The organism is Streptomyces sp. NBC_00190, assembly GCF_036203305.1.
Lineage (GTDB): Bacteria > Actinomycetota > Actinomycetes > Streptomycetales > Streptomycetaceae > Streptomyces.
The window spans coordinates 7834784-7850600 of sequence record NZ_CP108131.1 but is presented as its reverse complement, the minus strand read 5'-3'; the positions used below and the strand labels follow the sequence as shown (position 1 = coordinate 7850600).

Annotated in this window: 17 protein-coding genes; 9 read left to right on the top strand and 8 right to left on the bottom strand. The window is 71.0% G+C overall.

Translation table 11 applies throughout. From position 1 onward, the window contains the following. Positions 1-137: 137 nt before the first annotated feature. Positions 138-584: an SRPBCC domain-containing protein gene (locus tag OG429_RS41605; RefSeq protein ID WP_405681296.1), complete on the top strand. Its 447-nt coding sequence runs from the start codon at positions 138-140 to the stop codon at positions 582-584. Then, positions 581-934 carry an ArsR/SmtB family transcription factor gene (locus tag OG429_RS36350; protein WP_328929510.1) on the top strand — a complete coding sequence of 118 codons (354 nt, stop codon included), beginning with the start codon at positions 581-583 and terminating at the stop codon, positions 932-934. The genes OG429_RS41605 and OG429_RS36350 overlap by 4 nt, the downstream gene beginning before the upstream one ends. A 113-nt stretch (positions 935-1047) precedes the next feature. On the opposite strand, the gene OG429_RS36345 is transcribed toward OG429_RS36350, so the two are convergent. Beyond that, positions 1048-1419, bottom strand: a complete 372-nt coding sequence (locus tag OG429_RS36345; RefSeq protein WP_328929509.1) for a DUF5990 family protein — start codon at positions 1417-1419, stop codon at positions 1048-1050. 93 nt (positions 1420-1512) lie between these two features. On the opposite strand from OG429_RS36345, the gene OG429_RS36340 reads away from it, so the two are divergent. The 5 genes from OG429_RS36340 (at position 1513) to OG429_RS41595 (ending at position 5036) form a co-directional block, all read left to right on the top strand. Continuing rightward, positions 1513-1932 (top strand): helix-turn-helix transcriptional regulator, encoded by a 420-nt coding sequence (locus OG429_RS36340; RefSeq protein WP_328929508.1) that lies wholly within the window; start codon positions 1513-1515, stop codon positions 1930-1932. Between the two features lie 10 nt (positions 1933-1942). After that, on the top strand, positions 1943-2359 hold the full coding sequence (locus OG429_RS36335) for a VOC family protein (protein ID WP_328929507.1): 417 nt from the start codon (positions 1943-1945) through the stop codon (positions 2357-2359). Positions 2360-2552: 193 nt separating this feature from the next. After that, positions 2553-4079: a glutamate synthase subunit beta gene (locus tag OG429_RS36330; RefSeq protein ID WP_328929506.1), complete on the top strand. Its 1527-nt coding sequence runs from the start codon at positions 2553-2555 to the stop codon at positions 4077-4079. A 50-nt stretch (positions 4080-4129) separates the two neighbouring features. After that, positions 4130-4636 carry an IS5 family transposase gene (locus OG429_RS41600; RefSeq protein WP_405676839.1) on the top strand — a complete coding sequence of 169 codons (507 nt, stop codon included), beginning with the start codon at positions 4130-4132 and terminating at the stop codon, positions 4634-4636. Between the two features lie 10 nt (positions 4637-4646). Beyond that, the gene (locus OG429_RS41595) at positions 4647-5036 is read left to right on the top strand and encodes a transposase (RefSeq protein WP_405922249.1); all 390 of its coding nucleotides are present in this window, start codon (positions 4647-4649) and stop codon (positions 5034-5036) included. Between the two features lie 44 nt (positions 5037-5080). Here the strand turns inward: OG429_RS41595 and OG429_RS36320 are convergent, their stop codons facing one another. Both OG429_RS36320 and OG429_RS36315 read right to left on the bottom strand, forming a co-directional pair. After that, positions 5081-5374, bottom strand: coding sequence for a hypothetical protein (locus OG429_RS36320; protein ID WP_257552399.1), 294 nt, complete (start codon positions 5372-5374; stop codon positions 5081-5083). A 116-nt stretch (positions 5375-5490) separates the two neighbouring features. Beyond that, a complete protein-coding gene (locus tag OG429_RS36315) occupies positions 5491-6084 on the bottom strand; it encodes a 2'-5' RNA ligase family protein (RefSeq protein ID WP_328929505.1) in 594 nt (197 codons plus the stop codon). 178 nt (positions 6085-6262) lie between these two features. On the opposite strand from OG429_RS36315, the gene OG429_RS36310 reads away from it, so the two are divergent. Further along, a complete protein-coding gene (locus OG429_RS36310) occupies positions 6263-7546 on the top strand; it encodes a cation:proton antiporter (RefSeq protein WP_328929504.1) in 1284 nt (427 codons plus the stop codon). Between the two features lie 96 nt (positions 7547-7642). On the opposite strand, the gene argG is transcribed toward OG429_RS36310, so the two are convergent. From argG to OG429_RS36295, 3 genes are all read right to left on the bottom strand, one after another. Next, positions 7643-9088, bottom strand: a complete 1446-nt coding sequence (argG, locus tag OG429_RS36305) for an argininosuccinate synthase (protein WP_328929503.1) — start codon at positions 9086-9088, stop codon at positions 7643-7645. Between the two features lie 44 nt (positions 9089-9132). Beyond that, positions 9133-11199, bottom strand: coding sequence for a SpoIIE family protein phosphatase (locus tag OG429_RS36300; protein ID WP_328929502.1), 2067 nt, complete (start codon positions 11197-11199; stop codon positions 9133-9135). A 232-nt stretch (positions 11200-11431) separates the two neighbouring features. Beyond that, positions 11432-11893, bottom strand: a complete 462-nt coding sequence (locus OG429_RS36295; protein ID WP_328929501.1) for a carboxypeptidase regulatory-like domain-containing protein — start codon at positions 11891-11893, stop codon at positions 11432-11434. Positions 11894-12182: 289 nt separating this feature from the next. Between OG429_RS36295 and OG429_RS36290 the strand changes: the two genes are divergently transcribed. Further along, complete coding sequence (locus OG429_RS36290) at positions 12183-13724, top strand: IS1182 family transposase (protein ID WP_328930534.1); 1542 nt, start codon at positions 12183-12185, stop codon at positions 13722-13724. Positions 13725-13783: 59 nt separating this feature from the next. Here OG429_RS36290 and OG429_RS36285 read toward each other — a convergent pair whose 3' ends face one another. Then, a complete protein-coding gene (locus tag OG429_RS36285; protein WP_328929500.1) occupies positions 13784-14377 on the bottom strand; it encodes an MBL fold metallo-hydrolase in 594 nt (197 codons plus the stop codon). Between the two features lie 106 nt (positions 14378-14483). Next, on the bottom strand, positions 14484-15815 hold the full coding sequence (locus tag OG429_RS36280; RefSeq protein WP_328929499.1) for an erythromycin esterase family protein: 1332 nt from the start codon (positions 15813-15815) through the stop codon (positions 14484-14486). Positions 15816-15817 lie beyond the last annotated feature (2 nt).

The following is a 15817-nucleotide window of genomic DNA, read 5'->3' as shown; positions in this document are numbered from 1 at the left end:
GCGCCGCCGTCGTCGCGGGGTGGCTGCTCCGCCGCCGGCGCCCGACGGGGCCCAGATGCAACCCTGAGGTTGCACCCGGGGCACCGACGTGCAACCCTGTAGTTGCATTCAATGGGGCACAGCGAAGGAGTCTCCTCATGAGCATGGACCGGATCGAACGCGAAACCCTGATCGCGGCATCCCTGGACCGGGTCTGGTCGCTGGTGGCCGAGCCCGGCTTCTGGGTGGCCGACCAGGGGACCCTGACCGGCAGCACGGCCAGGGAAGGCGAGTCGCTGGTGGCGAAGAACGCCGAGTACGGGAACTTCCCGGTGCGTGTGGAGAAGGTCGAGCCGCAGACCTACCTGGCGTACCGCTGGGCCAGCGCCTTCCCCGGGGAGGAACTGCGCGAGGACAACAGCACGCTCGTGGAGTTCACGCTGACGCCGGAAGGCGACAAGACGCGGCTCCGCGTCGTCGAGAGCGGGTTCGCGGCCCTGGCCGGCCCCGAGGCGCTGCGCGACAAGGCGGTGAAGGACAACACCGGCGGCTGGCCCCAGGTGCTCGACGCGCTCCGGACGCGCGCCGAACAGCCGTCCGCGTGACCGACGGACGCCGCGGCGCCGCCGAGGCGGTCGACGGCGTCCTCGCGGCGCTGGCCGACCCGACACGCCGCCGGCTGCTCGACCTGCTCGCCGCGCAGGGCGAGGCCACCGCGACGACGCTCGCCGAAGGCGTGCCCGTGTCGCGCCAGGCCGTGGTCAAGCACCTCACCGTCCTCGACGCCGCCGGGCTGGTCTCGGGCAGCCGGGTCGGACGCGAGGTGCGGTACGCGGTACGGCCCGCGGCCCTCGACGCGACAGCGCGGTGGATGTCCGCGCTCGCCGCCGACTGGGACAGGCGGCTGGCGCACATCAAGCGCGTCGCCGAGGCCGCGGAGCGGGACGCGGGCTGAGGCACACGCCTCGCGCGCACCTGCCGCTCCCACCACGACGCCGGCCGACGGCCCCGCCGCCGTCAGCCGGCGTCGTGGTGACCGCGGCCGTGACCGCGCTCGCGGTCGACCGCTCAGGACACGGGGGCGTCCGGTTCGGGTCCGGCGGACCATGCGACGCGCGGCGGCCTCACGGCGGCACACAGGAGCTGCCCCTTGGCGTCGGTCAGGCCGAGCGGGGCGAGCAGGAGTCCGGACAGTACGGCGCTGCGGACGGTGGCCGGGTCCAGGTGAGGCCCCCTGAAGTCGAAGCCCGTGGGGGTGGTGGCGACGTCGCACTCCAGCGTCCAGGAGACGGCCGAGGCGTCACCCGGCTGCGGACCCAGCAGTTCGCCACGCGGTGACCGGAGTTGGACCGCGACGTGGACATCGGCATAACCGGGGAACCCGGGGCCCGCGGCGCACGTGCGGCCCGGCAGGTCGAAGGCCTCGATGCGGATCTGCACGGGGCCATCATCCCCGGTGCGCCCGCCGTCCGGGGCGGGCAGAACCTTGGCCGATTTCACCGGCGGCGCCCGGCGCTGTGGGATGGTTGTCGTGTGAATCTTGAGGATCTCGTCCGGCTGCGCCGGGCCCGTGACCTGATGGACCGCGAGTACGCGGAGCCGCTCGACGTTCCGGCGCTGGCGCGTTTCGCCCTCATGTCGCCGGGCCATTTCTCCCGCAGCTTCCGCGCGGCCTTCGGGGAGACGCCGTACAGCTACCTGATGACGCGCCGCATCGAGCGGGCCAAGGCGCTGCTCCGGCGGGGGGACCTGACGGTGACGGAAGTCTGCTTCGCCGTCGGCTGTACCTCGCTGGGATCGTTCAGCTCGCGGTTCACCGAGCTGGTCGGCGAGAGTCCGAGCGCGTACCGGGCCCGCCCGCATGACGAGGGCGCCGCCATCCCGGCCTGCATCTCCAAGATCCACACGCGACCGGTCAGGAACGGAGAAGCGAAGGCCGCCCACCGCCCCTAGCGTGGAGCGCATGGACATCAAGCTTTCGCAGTGCTTCATCGCCGTCGACGACCACGACAAGGCGCTCGCCTTCTACCGGGACGTGCTCGGCCTGGAGGTGCGCAACGACGTCGGGTTCGAGGGGATGCGCTGGGTGACCGTCGGGTCGCCCTCCCAGCCCGATGTGAACATCGTCCTCGAACCGCCCCTCGCGGACCCGAACGCCTCACCCGCCGACAAGCGGGCCATGGCGGAACTGCTGGCGAAGGGCCTGCTGCGCGGCGTCATCTTCTCGACCGAAGACTGCGACGCCACCTTCGAGCGCATCAGCACGGCGGGCGGCGAGGTGCTGCAGGAGCCGGTCGACCAACCGTACGGCGTGCGCGACTGCGCCTTCCGCGACCCCTCCGGCAACCTGCTGCGCTTCACCCAGCCCCGCAAGCAGTGAGCTCGAACGACGTCGACCACCGGCGGCGGATCGGACCGGTGACGGTCCGTAGCCGACGGAGCGCGGAGCGGCGTGGCGATCGAGCGCGTGGCGGCTCCCCTGGGGGCCCTTGCCTGGGCGGCGTAATCTGGTCAGAACGTCACATGTAGCCCAGATGGCGCATGCGGTACGGGCTGACCCAGGGAGGCGGCGCGTGACCGATCCGTTCGGCTTCCTCAGGATCCCCCGCAAGCCCGTCCCGGCCCGGCCCGTCGAGGAGCGGCTCGGCGACTGGCGCGAGGTCCACGCGGGGCAGGCGCTGCTCCCCCTCGTCTCGGAGCAGGCGGACCGTTGCATGGACTGCGGCATCCCGTTCTGCCACAGCGGCTGCCCCCTGGGGAACCTCATACCCGAGTGGAACGCGTACGCGGCACACGGCGACTGGCGTGCCGCGTACGAGCGGCTGCACGCGACCAACAACTTCCCCGAGGCCACCGGCCGGCTCTGCCCGGCCCCCTGCGAGGACGCCTGTGTCCTGACGATCAACGCGGATCCGGTGACCATCAAGAACGTCGAGCAGGCGATAGCGGACGAGGGCCTGCGGCGCGGCTACATGGTGCCGCTGCCGCCGGAGCGGCAGAGCGGCAGGTCCGTGGCCGTCATCGGCTCGGGACCGGCCGGACTGGCCGCGGCGCAGCAGCTGACCCGGGCCGGGCACGGCGTCACCGTCCACGAACGGGCCGACCGGATCGGGGGCCTGCTGCGCTACGGCATCCCGGCCTTCAAGATGGAGAAGGCGTACCTGGACCGCCGGATCGAGCAGATGCGGGCCGAGGGCACCACGTTCGTGACGGGCGCGGACATCGGCGGCGCGCCCGGCGTGGCCGGCGCGGTCGGCGCGGCCGAGCTGCGCAGCCGGTACGACGCGGTCGTCGTCGCGGTCGGCGCCGAGGAGCGCAGGGAGCTTCCGGTCCCGGGGCGCGACCTGCGTGGCATCCACCAGGCCATGGACTACCTGACCTTCGCCAACCGGGTACGGGAGGGCGACTACGCCGTGCCGCCCGTCACCGCCGAGGGCCGGCACGTGGTGATCGTCGGAGGCGGCGACACGGGCTCGGACTGCCTCGGTACGGCCCTGCGGCAGGGCGCGCTCTCCGTGGTCCAGCTCGACATCAATCCGGAACCCGGCCCCGACCGGGCCGACGGCGAGCCGTGGCCGGTGTACCCGAAGGTGTACCGGATCTCCCACGCCCACGAAGAGGCCCGCGGGCGCGAGGGCTCCGACCCGCGGCTGTTCGCCAGCGCCACCCTGCGCTTCGAGGGGGACTCCGCGGGCCGGGTACGGGCGCTGCACCTGACCGCGGTCGAGCCCCGGGCCCGTACGCCCCTCACCGGCACCGAGCGCGTGATCCCGGCCGGTCTGGTCCTGCTCGCCCTGGGCTTCTCCGGCCCCGAGCGGGCGGGCGGCCTGCGCGAGCAGCTGGGACTGGAGCTCGACGACCGCGGCAATTTCGCCCGCGGCGTGGACTTCGCGGCCTCCGGCGGGCGGGGGCGCGGAGTGTTCGTCGCGGGCGATGCCGGCCGGGGCCAGTCGCTGGTGGTGTGGGCCATCGCCGAGGGCCGGGCGGCGGCCGCCTCCGTGGACCGCTACCTGACCGGGTCCACCGCCCTCCCGGCCCCCGTCGCCGCCCACGACCGCCCCATGACGGCGCTGGGACGGCTGCGCTACGGGATCTACTAGGAGCTGTCCGGTCGATCATGTGACCGTCGGTTGATCGGCTCGTTCTGGGCATGGGGTGGGTTGAGCGTGGTGATCTGTCGGATGCGGAGTGGGAACGGCTGCGGCCGTTCCTGCCGGTGAGTAATGGTCGGTGCGGCCGGTGGCGCGATCACCGGCAGGTGATCGACGGGATCCTGCACCGGGTACGGACTGGCATCCAATGGCGGGACCTGCCAGATCGGTTCGGACCATGGAAGACGGTCTACGAGCGCCATCGGCAGTGGTCGGCGGACGGCACCTGGGAACATCTTCTTCAGCAGGTTCAGGCCGCAGCCGATGCAGCGGGTGAGATCGACTGGGACGTGGCGGTGGACTCCACCATCGTGCGCGCACATCAGCATGCGGCTGGCGCCCGAACCGACCCGCCGCCCGCGTCGGCCGCCTCAAAGGGGGACGAAGCGCCAGAACGTCAGAACGAAACGCCGTGGCAGAGCCTGGTCGGCCGCCTGGCGGAGGTGGTGCGGGAGGTGAGGGCCTGGGCCGCTCGCGTGGCGGCTTCACCAGCAAGATCCACCTGAGTGCGGACGGGTGCTGCCGCCCGCGTCCCTGCTCATCACCGCAGGACAGCGGGCAGACTGCACCCAGTTCGTGCCGGTGCTGGAGAAGATCCGCGTTCCGCGCCTCGGCCCGGGCAGGCCCCGCAAGAAGCCCGACAGCGTCGCGGCGGACAAGGCCTACAGCAACGGCCCCTGCCGCGAATATCTGCGACGCCGGGGCATCGGCACACGATCCCGGAGAAGGCCGACAGCCGGGCGGCCCGCTTACGCAAGGGATCGCGAGGCGGACGGCCACCGGCCTTCGACGAGGAGCGGTATAAGAAACGCAACACCGTCGAACGGGCCATCAACAGACTCAAGAACTCCCGGGCCGTTGCGACCCGTTACGACAAGCGCGGCTACATCTTCCTGGGCACCGTGACCGCAGCCTCGCTGGTCATCTGGCTGCGGTCATGACGGCTGAAGCTACTGGCCGGCGCGGCGGTTGAGCCAGGACTTCTCCAGTTCCGACAGCGGTGGCGGTGGCACCGGGCCGGTGTCGTTGTAGAGGGCGATGGGGTCGTTCGGATCGGACCATGAGCCGACCGTCACCAGCCGGTAGACGAACTCGCCGCTGTCTGGAAGCGGAACCGTGATGGTCGCAGGCGCCGGCGGGCCGGGGATGCAGCGGCCGACGTCCTCGCCATAGGGCCCTCCGCCGAAGATGGCGTGCATCCAGCCGCTCGGTGGCCGTCCAGTCAGATCGAATACGTCTTCCATGCCCTCCCCCTCAACTGCCGAGATCGTACGGCAACAGATACTGCAGACGGTCTATCAAGATCGGCCGGACAGCTCCTAAGCGGCCTCGGGGACGTGCCCTACTTCCCCGAGGCCGCTTAGAGCCGACGCACTTCGCCGGTGCCCAGGGTGATCGCGACGCGGGGTCGCATGGGCTCCTCGCCCCGGCGGGAGAGCAGCACGATCTCGTGGACCTGCGCCGACATGGCGCCCAGGCGGGCCTCGCACTCCGGAGCCAGCCGCCGCGGGTCATGGGTGCGCCCGAGTGAGAGGTGTGGTGTGAAGCCCGGGAACCGGCTGCGGCACAGCGGGAACGGCTCCGCCAGGGCGCTCTGGAGCGCCGTCCACGGAGCCAGACCGGCCGCGGCGGGGTCCAGCCACACGGTGGCGTACGCGCGGTGGCGGAAGGCGTGCACTCCGCTGAGGCGGATGGCGAAGGGCTCCCGCTCGGCGGCTGCGGCCGCCAGCAGTGGGGCAGCCGACGCGAAGTCGGCCTCCGGGACGAAGCCGAAGACGAGGTTCACGTGCGGTGGCCAGCGGCGGATCTGGGGGTCGTGTTCGGCTCGGATGCTCTGGATGGGAGGCCACAGCCCTTCCGGCGGGAGCCATACGACAGCGGTCCGGGGTGTGGGAGCGACCTCGAGGAATGCGGGGACGCCGGCTCCGCCGCCGGCTGTCGGGGGGACGTTCACCCGCCCATGATGCCCTTGGCCACCCCGCGAGCCACCGCAACGTCCGCGCGGCGACCGACACGCCCGTTGGGCCGACCGAGCCGAGCTGGGCGCGTTGGGAGCAGGGGTTCCCGTGGCCCGTCGGCCCGAGACGTAGGGTCGGCCTTCGCGTCTGGGACACCCGGTGTGAGGAGTGCGGATGAACGGCTGGGCCGTCGTGATCGCCGGGAGTGTGATCGTCGGCTACGGGGTGCTCTCGCGGCGCCTGTCGACCACGGTGGTCTCAGGACCGTTGGTGTTCATGCTGGTCGGTCTGGGGATCGGCCCGCTGGGCCTGGACCTGTTGGACCGGGCGCGGGATCCCGAGGTCACGCGGACGCTGCTGGAGAGCGCCCTGGTCCTGACGCTGTTCACGGACGCGGCCGGGATCAGGGCCCGGGACCTGCGCCGGGAGGAGTTCCTGCCGCTGCGGCTGCTCGCGGTGGGTCTGCCGGTCACGATGGCTCTGGGGTGGCTCGCCGCCTGGCCCCTGCTGACCGGTCTGAGCGTGTGGGAGCTGGCCCTGGTCGGCATCATCCTGGCGCCGACGGACGCCGCGCTCGGGAAGCAGGCCGTCTCCGACAAGCGGGTGCCGGCCCTGGTCCGCGGCGGCCTGACCGTCGAGTCCGGTCTGAACGACGGTCTGGCGCTTCCGTTCTTCGTGCTGGCCCTTGCGGCGGCGGGCGGGGGCCATGGCCATCCGGGCGTTGCCGAGACCTTCCTGCGCGCGCTGCTGCTGAGCGGCGCCATCGGAATCGCGGCGGGCTGGACCGGGGCGAGCCTGTTGCGCTGGTCGCTCGCCCGAGGGTGGAGCAGTTCCGACTGGCGCCAGTTCCTGGCGCTCGCCGTTCCGGTCATCGCGTACGCGCTGTGTGTCCTGACCGAGGGCAGCGGCTTCATCGGCGCGTGGGTCGCCGGCCTGGCCTTCGGCGTCCTTCTGCGCCGGATGCCCACCGACCGGGGCCTGCGTACCGAGGACGGGGATCCCGCGCAGAGCACGAGGTTCACCGAACGCCTCGGGCTGCTGCTCGCCTCGCTAAGCTTCCTCGTCTTCGGCGCGGTCATCCTGGGGCCGGTACTCCAGCACCTGACGTGGCGCATCGTGGTCTACGCGCTGATCAGCCTGACCGTCGCCCGGATGCTGCCGGTCGCTCTCTCGCTGCTCGGCACCGGTCTGCGCCCCGCTTCCGTGGCCTACATCGGCTGGTTCGGTCCGCGCGGTCTGGCCTCCCTCGTGTTCGGCCTGCTGGCCTTCGAAGAGCACCTGCCCGGGGGAGCCTCGCTGGGTGACGCCGTCGCCGTGACCGTGGGCCTGAGCATCCTTCTTCACGGGGCCACGGCTCCCTTCCTGGGGGGCCGCTACGGCGACTGGTTCGCCAGGACACTCCGCGTCGAGCCGGACATGCGGGAGAACGCACTCGCACACGACGACGCGCCCCGCTGATGCTTCGGCAGGCCCGATCTGCCCTGACGGGGCACAACAAGGGAAAGGCCGGCCCGGCGTCAACGACGCCGGGCCGGCCTTTCCGGTGGTTCCTGGTCAGTCCGTGCCGAACTCCATCGCGGCGCGGTCCAGCATCTCCTCGTCGTCGGACACCTCGCCGCGGGAGGCGATCGCCTCGGCGCCGCCCTCCTGCAGGGTGCCGATCAGCCCGGTCGCGGCCGCCTGGGCGGCACCGATCGCAGGGTGGTCGGTGCCGATCAGGCCGAGGCCGGCGTACTGCTCCAGCTTGGCGCGCGAGTCGGCGATGTCGAGGTTGCGCATGGTGAGCTGGCCGATCCGGTCCACCGGGCCGAACGCCGAGTCCTCGGTGCGCTCCATGGACAGCTTGTCCGGGTGGTAGCTGAACGCCGGACCCGTGGTGTCGAGGATCGAATAGTCCTCACCGCGCCGCAGCCGCAGCGTCACCTCGCCCGTGACGGCCGTGCCGACCCAGCGCTGCAGCGACTCGCGCACCATCAGGGCCTGCGGGTCCAGCCAGCGGCCCTCGTACATCAGCCGGCCGAGGCGCCGTCCCTCGTTGTGGTACTGGGCGACGGTGTCCTCGTTGTGGATCGCGTTGACCAGGCGCTCGTACGCCGCGTGCAGCAGGGCCATGCCCGGCGCCTCGTAGATGCCGCGGCTCTTGGCCTCGATGATCCGGTTCTCGATCTGGTCCGACATGCCCATGCCGTGCCGGCCGCCGATGGCATTGGCCTCCATCACCAGGTCGACGGGGGAGGCGAACTGCTTGCCGTTGATCGTCACCGGGCGGCCCTGGTCGAAGCCGATCGTCACGTCCTCGGCGGCGATCTCGACCGAGGGGTCCCAGAACCGGACGCCCATGATCGGCTCGACGGTCTCCACGCCGGTGTCGAGGTGCTCCAGCGTCTTGGCCTCGTGGGTGGCACCCCAGATGTTGGCGTCGGTGGAGTACGCCTTCTCCGTGCTGTCGCGGTAGGGCAGGTCGTGGGCGAGCAGCCACTCCGACATTTCCTTGCGGCCGCCGAGCTCGGTCACGAAGTCCGCGTCCAGCCAGGGCTTGTAGATCCGCAGGTGCGGGTTGGCGAGCAGGCCGTACCGGTAGAACCGCTCGATGTCGTTGCCCTTGAAGGTCGAGCCGTCGCCCCAGATCTGTACGTCGTCCTCGAGCATCGCCCGGACCAGGAGGGTGCCCGTGACGGCGCGGCCGAGCGGCGTGGTGTTGAAGTAGGAACGCCCGCCCGAGCGGATGTGGAACGCCCCGCAGGTGAGCGCCGCCAGACCCTCCTCGACCAGTGCCGCGCGGCAGTCGACCAGGCGCGCGATCTCGGCACCGTAGGTCTTCGCGCGGCCGGGCACCGAGGCGATGTCGGGCTCGTCGTACTGGCCGATGTCGGCCGTGTAGGTGCAGGGGATGGCGCCCTTGTCGCGCATCCACGCGACCGCGACCGAAGTGTCGAGGCCGCCCGAGAAGGCGATGCCGACGCGTTCGCCGGCGGGGAGGGAGGTGAGGACCTTGGACATGGAAAGAGTATGCACCATCTCGCATATCCATGCAACGTCGCTCGTCAGTGGCCGATGCGCACGACCATGAGCGCGATGTCGTCGTCGGCGGCCGCCGGAACGAGGTGGGTGATCAGCGAGTCGCACACATGGTCCAGCTGACTCTGACGATCGGCGAGCAGCCTCATCAGCTCGGCCAGCCGCTCGTCGAGGTCGTGTCCGCGGGCTTCGATCAGTCCGTCGGTGTAGAGCACGAGCACGCCGCCGGCGGGCACGTCGAACTCGGTGGGGGTGAAGGGGACGCCCCCGACCCCCAGGGGGACCCCGGGCGGGGTGTCCACGAGCCGGACCGTTCCGTCGGGCAGTGCGAGTACGGGCGGCGGATGTCCGGCCCGGGTGACGGTGCAGTGTCCCGTGGCCGGATCGCAGACGACGTACAGGAGCGTGGCCAGCATCGGCTCGGCGAGGTCGCAGAGGGCGGCTTCCAGCTGGTGCAGCAGCCGGACGGGCGAGAGGTCCAGGCGTGCCAGGGCCCGTACGGAGGCGGACAGCCGGCCCATGACCGCGCCCGCGGCGATGCCGTGCCCCATGACGTCGCCGATGATCAGGCCCGCCCTGCCGCCCGTCAGGGGCAGGACGTCGTACCAGTCCCCGCCGACCTCGTTGACGTCACTCGCGGGCAGGTAGCGGTGACTGACCTCGATGCCGGGGGGCGGGGAGATGTGCTGGGGGAGCATGCTGCGCTGGAGGATCACCGCGGTCTCGTGCTCACGGTGGTAGAGCCGCGCGTTGTCCATGCTGAGTGCGGCGCGTGCGGCGAGTTCGGCGGCGAGGGTGACGTCCTCGGAGCCGAAGGGTTCGCTCGGGCGGGTGCGGTAGAAGGTGGCGACGCCGAGCACCGAATCCCGCGCCACGAGGGGGGCCATGAGGAACGAGTGCACACCCATGGCGAGCAGTTCCGCGGGTTTGGCCGAATGCGGGGCGGCGGGGGCCACGGCCCGTTCGTCGAGGCGGGCGATCAGGAAGGGCTGCCGGCCCGCGAGGGCCTGGGTGTAGGGGGCGGCCGCGGGAAAGACGAGCTTCCCGCCGAGGCGGGCGAGGACCTCGGTCACCCTGGATCCGGCCAGCGGAGCCTTGCCCAGCCTCCGCAGGACGACCCCGCCGGCCAGCCCCGTGCCGGGCTCGTCACCGCGGGCGAGGGCGTCCAGGATGTCCACGGTGGCGGTGTCGGCGAGGCGCGGCACGGCCAGGTCGGCGAGTGCCTGCGCGGTGCGCTCCAGATCCAGGCTGGACCCGACGCGCATGCTGGCCTCGTTGAGCAGGGCGAGCCTGCGCCGGCCAGCTTCGGCTTCCTCGTGGTCGCGCTGCTGCTCGGTGATGTCGACGAGCGAGGCGATGACACCGATCGGCATGCCGGCGGGATCCTCCACCCGCACGTAGGAGCACGACCACACCCGGTCGCGGTCGGATGCGGTCGGTGTCCGGCCGACGCGGCGGCGATCCAGAACCGGCTCCCCGGTCTCCATCACCTGCCGCATCGCCTCCTCCATCTCCAGGGCGTTCACCTCAGGGAGGATCTCGGCCAGGCGACGGCCCACGTGCACCGATTCGGGCAGCCCGTTCATCGCTTCGAGTGCGGCGTTGACCTGCAGGAACCGCAGCTGCGTGTCGAGGATGGCGATGCCGACGGGTGAGCGGGCGAACAGGCCGTCCCATACCGCCGACGACCCCCGGATGCGGCGTGCCGCGTGGGCATCGGCGGCGAAGACCAGCACCGTGGCCGCCTCGTGCCGGCGGTCGGACACCGGAGAGGCCCAGATCTCCAGCTCCAGCGGGTGCCCGTCGCGGTGCCAGGCGGTCACCGTGCCCATGACGCCCCGACCGGAGGCGGCGGCCTCCCAGAGTGAGCGCCCGAGGCTGCGATCGGCTCCTGGGTGAACGAGCTCGGCGATGTTGTGCCCCAGCATTTGCGGTGGGGTGTAGCCCAGCAGCTCCTGCGCGACCTGGTTCCAACGCACGATCGTCCCGTCGGCGCTGGTGGCCACCAGTGCGACCGGCAGCGAGCCCAGCCAGCCGCCGGCGGCCTGTGCGGCGCCGCTGATCAGCTCGTCGACCGGGATGTGCTCGTTCATGTGGCACCTGCACCCTACGCCGTGCCGCCCTGGCCCTGCCTGCGGGGATCCGCGTCTCCACGAGTCCATCGTCTGCCGTCCGGCGCGGCGGCGCCTCCCGGCCGTATTCGGCGACGCCGCTTCGCCGGAGGTGCCGGACGCCGGAAGCCGACGCGATACGGAAGCCGCCGGGCGCGGAGGGTGTGCCCACGGGTCCGGGGCGGCACCCCTGACGATCGGTCAAGTGCGCTCGCTACGCCTGCTCAGCGAAGTGGTCGAGGAGCTTTTGCTGGAGGTCCTGGAGCACCCGGGTGTGCTGTTTGAGCATCGCAAGGCGCTTCACCGCCGTGTCCGCGTACTGCGCGTCCCCCTCGACGTCACTCGATGCCGCGGCGATCAGATATCCGCTCAGCGCGTCCATGGCCGACACCGCGTCGGAATCATGACCTCGTCGAACCAGGTACCGGTCCAAGGGAGTGTCGTCGCTGGCAACGACGTTCGCGACCACCGACGGCTGCCAATCCTCCGCGTTGTTGAGCGAGTGATGCGTGTCGAACCGCACGGTGACCGTCGCGCCCGCGGGAATTTCCACGTCGTATCGGCCCTCGTCGTTGGTGAAGACGTGGTCGATGGCCGTCAGATCACCGCGATAGACGCTGACCTTGATCATGAGGATCGGATCTTTGTCATGGAGTGATCGCACATGTCCGAACATCGGAGTCTCCTCCCGCCCCTGACACCCCCAACCAGTCTGTCCGAGCCCTACCGATGCCGCCAGTTGCGGCCATTGTGGGTCGCCACCGCCCCGGTGGCGGCCCGACGCCGGCTCGCCTGACGCCGTACGGCCCTTGGGGTGCGATGCGGCGGTGGCCGCCGACCAGGGGCGAAGGCGGCGCCTAGAAGGCTGATGAAAATGTTGGGTTCTGGCCCCGCCGCGGGAGCGGCGGGGCAGACTCGTTTTCGTGGTTCAAGGGGAGTGGGTCGGGGAGACGGTCGGGCCGGATGTGTGGGCTACGTGCCGGGAGTTAATCCCGGTCGGGAGCGTGTTCGCGTTCCTGGCCGAGCACCGTGGGCAGCTATTTCCCGCGGTGATGTTCGAGGACATGTATCCGTCGGCGAACGGCCGTCCGTCAATGCCTCCGCAGGTTCTGGCCGCGGCGATCACTTTGCAGGCCCTGCATGGGATGTCGGACTTCGAGACGGTCCAGGAATTACGCTGTGACCTGCGGTGGAAGGCCGCGTGTGGGCTCGGCTTGCACGATATGGCGTTCGATCCTTCGCTGCTGGCCTACTTCCGCCGCCGCCTGGCCCGCTCGGCCCGCCCGAACCGGGTCTTCGAGGCGGTGCGCGAGGTCGTGAAGGCCACCGGCGTGCTGAAGGGAAAGCACCGGCGGGCACTGGACTCCACCGTCCTCGACGATGCGGTGGCCACCCAGGACACCGTCACCCAGCTGATTTCCGCCGTGCGGGCAGTGATCCGTGAGGTCCCCGGCGCCGGACCTGTCGCGGCCGTGCAGTGCACCGCCCACGACTACGGCGACCCGGGCAAACCGAGGATCGCCTGGAACGACCAGCAGGCCAGGGCGGATCTGGTGGACGCCCTCGTTGGTGACGCGCTGCGGCTGCTGGGCCACCTGCCCGAACAAGAACTCGGCGAGAAGGCCGCGAACGCGGCCGGCCTGCTGGCCCTGGTCGCAGGCCAGGACGTCGAACCGGCCCAGGAGTCCGACGGCCGTGACGGACGCTGGCGCATCACCCGGGGGACCGCACCCGACCGCGTGGTGTCCACGATTGATCCCGAGGCCCGGCACATCCACAAGAACCGAACCCGCCATCAGGAGGGCTTCCGTGCGCATGCCGTGTTCGAGCCCGAGGCGGGACTGTTCACCGAGGTCGCTCTCACCGCCGGCAGCGGAGCCGACAACCACGAAGCCGCCGTCGCCCCAGACCTCCTTGCCGAGGAGGACCAGGAACTGACCGTCCTCGGCGACACGGCCTACGGCACCGGCGACCTCCGCCAGAGCCTCGAAGCCGACGGCCACACCCTGGTGATCAAGCCGCCGCCACTGCGGCAGGCAGTCCCCGGCGGATTCAGCACGGACGATTTCCAGGCCGATACCCAGGCCGGGACCGTCACCTGCCCGGCCGGCCACACCAAGCCCCTCGGCCGCCCCCTCGCAGGAGGCAACCGCCAGGCCCAGTTCAAGAAGCTCTGCCTCGATTGCCCTTTGCGCGACCGCTGCACCAGGTCCAAGACCGGACGCGTCTTCAGTGTCCATCCCCAGTACGACCTCCTCAAAGCCGCCCGGGACCAGGCCGCCACCAGCCAGGAATGGCAGGACGAATACCGCCGCTGGCGACCACCCGTCGAACGCGCCATCGCCTGGCTCGTCGCCAGAGGCAACCGCCGCGTCCCCTACCGCGGCGTCCTCAAGAACAACACCTGGCTCCACAATCGGGCAGCCGCCCTAAACCTCCGCCGCCTCATCAACCTCGGACTCACCCACACCGGCACCACCTGGGCCCTCACCCCCGCCACCACATAGACCCAGGGGCCACCCGGCCTACGGCCGGACAGCCCCACAACAAGATCTTCATCAGCCTTCTAGAGCGGCACCCCCTCCCCCGCCGGGAAGGCGCCCCCGTGGCCCGGGACGATCACGTCGGCCGCCGCCACGACACGGAGGCGGGAGGTGCGCAGGTCGTCCCGGTCCGGGGCCACCGGGTCTTCGGCCGGGCCGTCCGGGCGCCACCAGAGGTCACCGGCGAAGGCGACCACGCCGTCGGCGGTGCCGGCGAGGAGGGTGATGTCCTCGGGGCTGTGGCCCGGAGTGCGGATCAGACGCAGGGACTCGGTGAGCTGATGGCCCTCGGCGTCCCGGTCGGTCCACTGGTCGTTCCGGTACTCCGCCTTGTGGTCGTGGACCCACGCTTCGGGGAACAGGCCCACGTTCATGGTGTTGTCGGGGTGGTGGTGGCTGAGCACGACATCGGTGATGTCGTCCGGTCCCAGGCCCAGTTCCGCGAGCGGGCCGAGGATGCGGTCACGGTGGGCCACCATGCCCGGGTCCACGATCACGTGCCGGTCGCCGTCGGACACGTACGAGACGGTGGCGGCGACCCCCGGTCCGGTGGAGGTGGTGTAGCCGGTGGTCAGGACGGTGTACACGGCGCTGCGGCCGAGGGGCTTGTCTGTCATGGCTCTAGCTTCGCGCCACGGCCGACGGGCCACGAGTGGCTCTTCTGCCGATGATCGCAGGTTTCGTGCCATGCCCCTCTGCCACGCGCCACGCCGCCGCCCTCGGCTACGGCATCAGGCGAGCGGCACCGACCCGGTGAAGATGGATGACGATGTCGTACGACTGCCCGAGTGCGATGTCGGCCTCCGGCCCGTAGGGCCCCGGATAGGCCCCGCCGATACTCCTGGCGGGACGGGCCGTGGCCAGCCAGGTACGGGCCGCGGGCGGGGCGGTGCGCAGGTCCAGTACGTAGTCGCGGTGGCGCACCTTGTCCAGCGTGTGCTCGTTGCTGCCGGGTTTCGCGGGCCCCACGGCGAAGCCCTTCAGCTGCCCGTCGTCTCCGACGGCGTTGAACGAGCCCTGGTCGAAGGTGGAGCCGATGCTCAGGTAGTTCTTGCCCAACTTGTCGCGCAGATGGCTCCCTTGCACCTCGGGATAGTGCTCCGGGTCGTGGGTCCGCAGGGCGACGTGCCCGTTGTGGGCCGCCAGCACCACCTTGTTCCCGGTGTGCCTCTGCCACCAGTCCACGTTGTCCGCCATGATCGCGTCCCGGTAGCTCATGGCCTGGGCGCCCTGCTGCTGGTCGTCGAAGTCGAAGGCGTATCCCCTGGCCGTCTGGTCGATGGCGGTGGCGTGCTGTACCGCCCAGTCGTACGCCTCGGTGTCGGTCCCCGCGCCGGGCCCCTGCCGCTTGAGCAGTTCCAGGGCACGCCCGGTCCTGTCGGCGATCTCCTTGCGTTCGGCGAGCGGCCGCCCGGGATATTCCTTCATGTGGGCTTCGGGGGTGGTCGCGGGCCGCAGGCCGCGGTACAGCTCGGTGAAGCGCGCCATCAGTGCCGGGTGGGCCTGGGCCACGTAACCGGTGACCTTGTCGTAGAGCTCCGGACCGGCGTACCCGAAGTCGTCGCCCATGAACTGCACCGGGTCGTGAGGATGCCGGAGGTTGTAACCGCGCATCCAGCGCAGCAGGTTCAGGTATTCGGCACTGTTCCAGAAGACGTAGCTGCTCTGGAACTCCGCGCGCATGATCCGCTCCGGATCGCCCTCGCCGCGCAGCACGTAGTCGTTGAGCCGCAGTCCGGTGCTCCAGCTCCCCTCCAGGGCGAAGGTGCGGAAGCCCTTCTCCTCGACGAGGTAGCGGAAGACCCGGTGCTTCATGGTGAGGAATTCGTGCGAACTGTGGGTGGCCTCGCCCAGACCCACCACCCGGGCGTCCTTCACCATGCGGCCGACCGGGCGCAGATCGGCCAGGTCCGCCTGGGGGTCGGTGGTGCGCAGAGCGTGCGCGTCGCGTTCCAGGGCAGGCACCGGCGACTGTGCCGAGGCGACGGGCGCGGCGGCGACCAGCCCACCGAGGGAGAGGAGCAGTACGGCCAGGTTTGCCTTGTTTCGTTTCATGA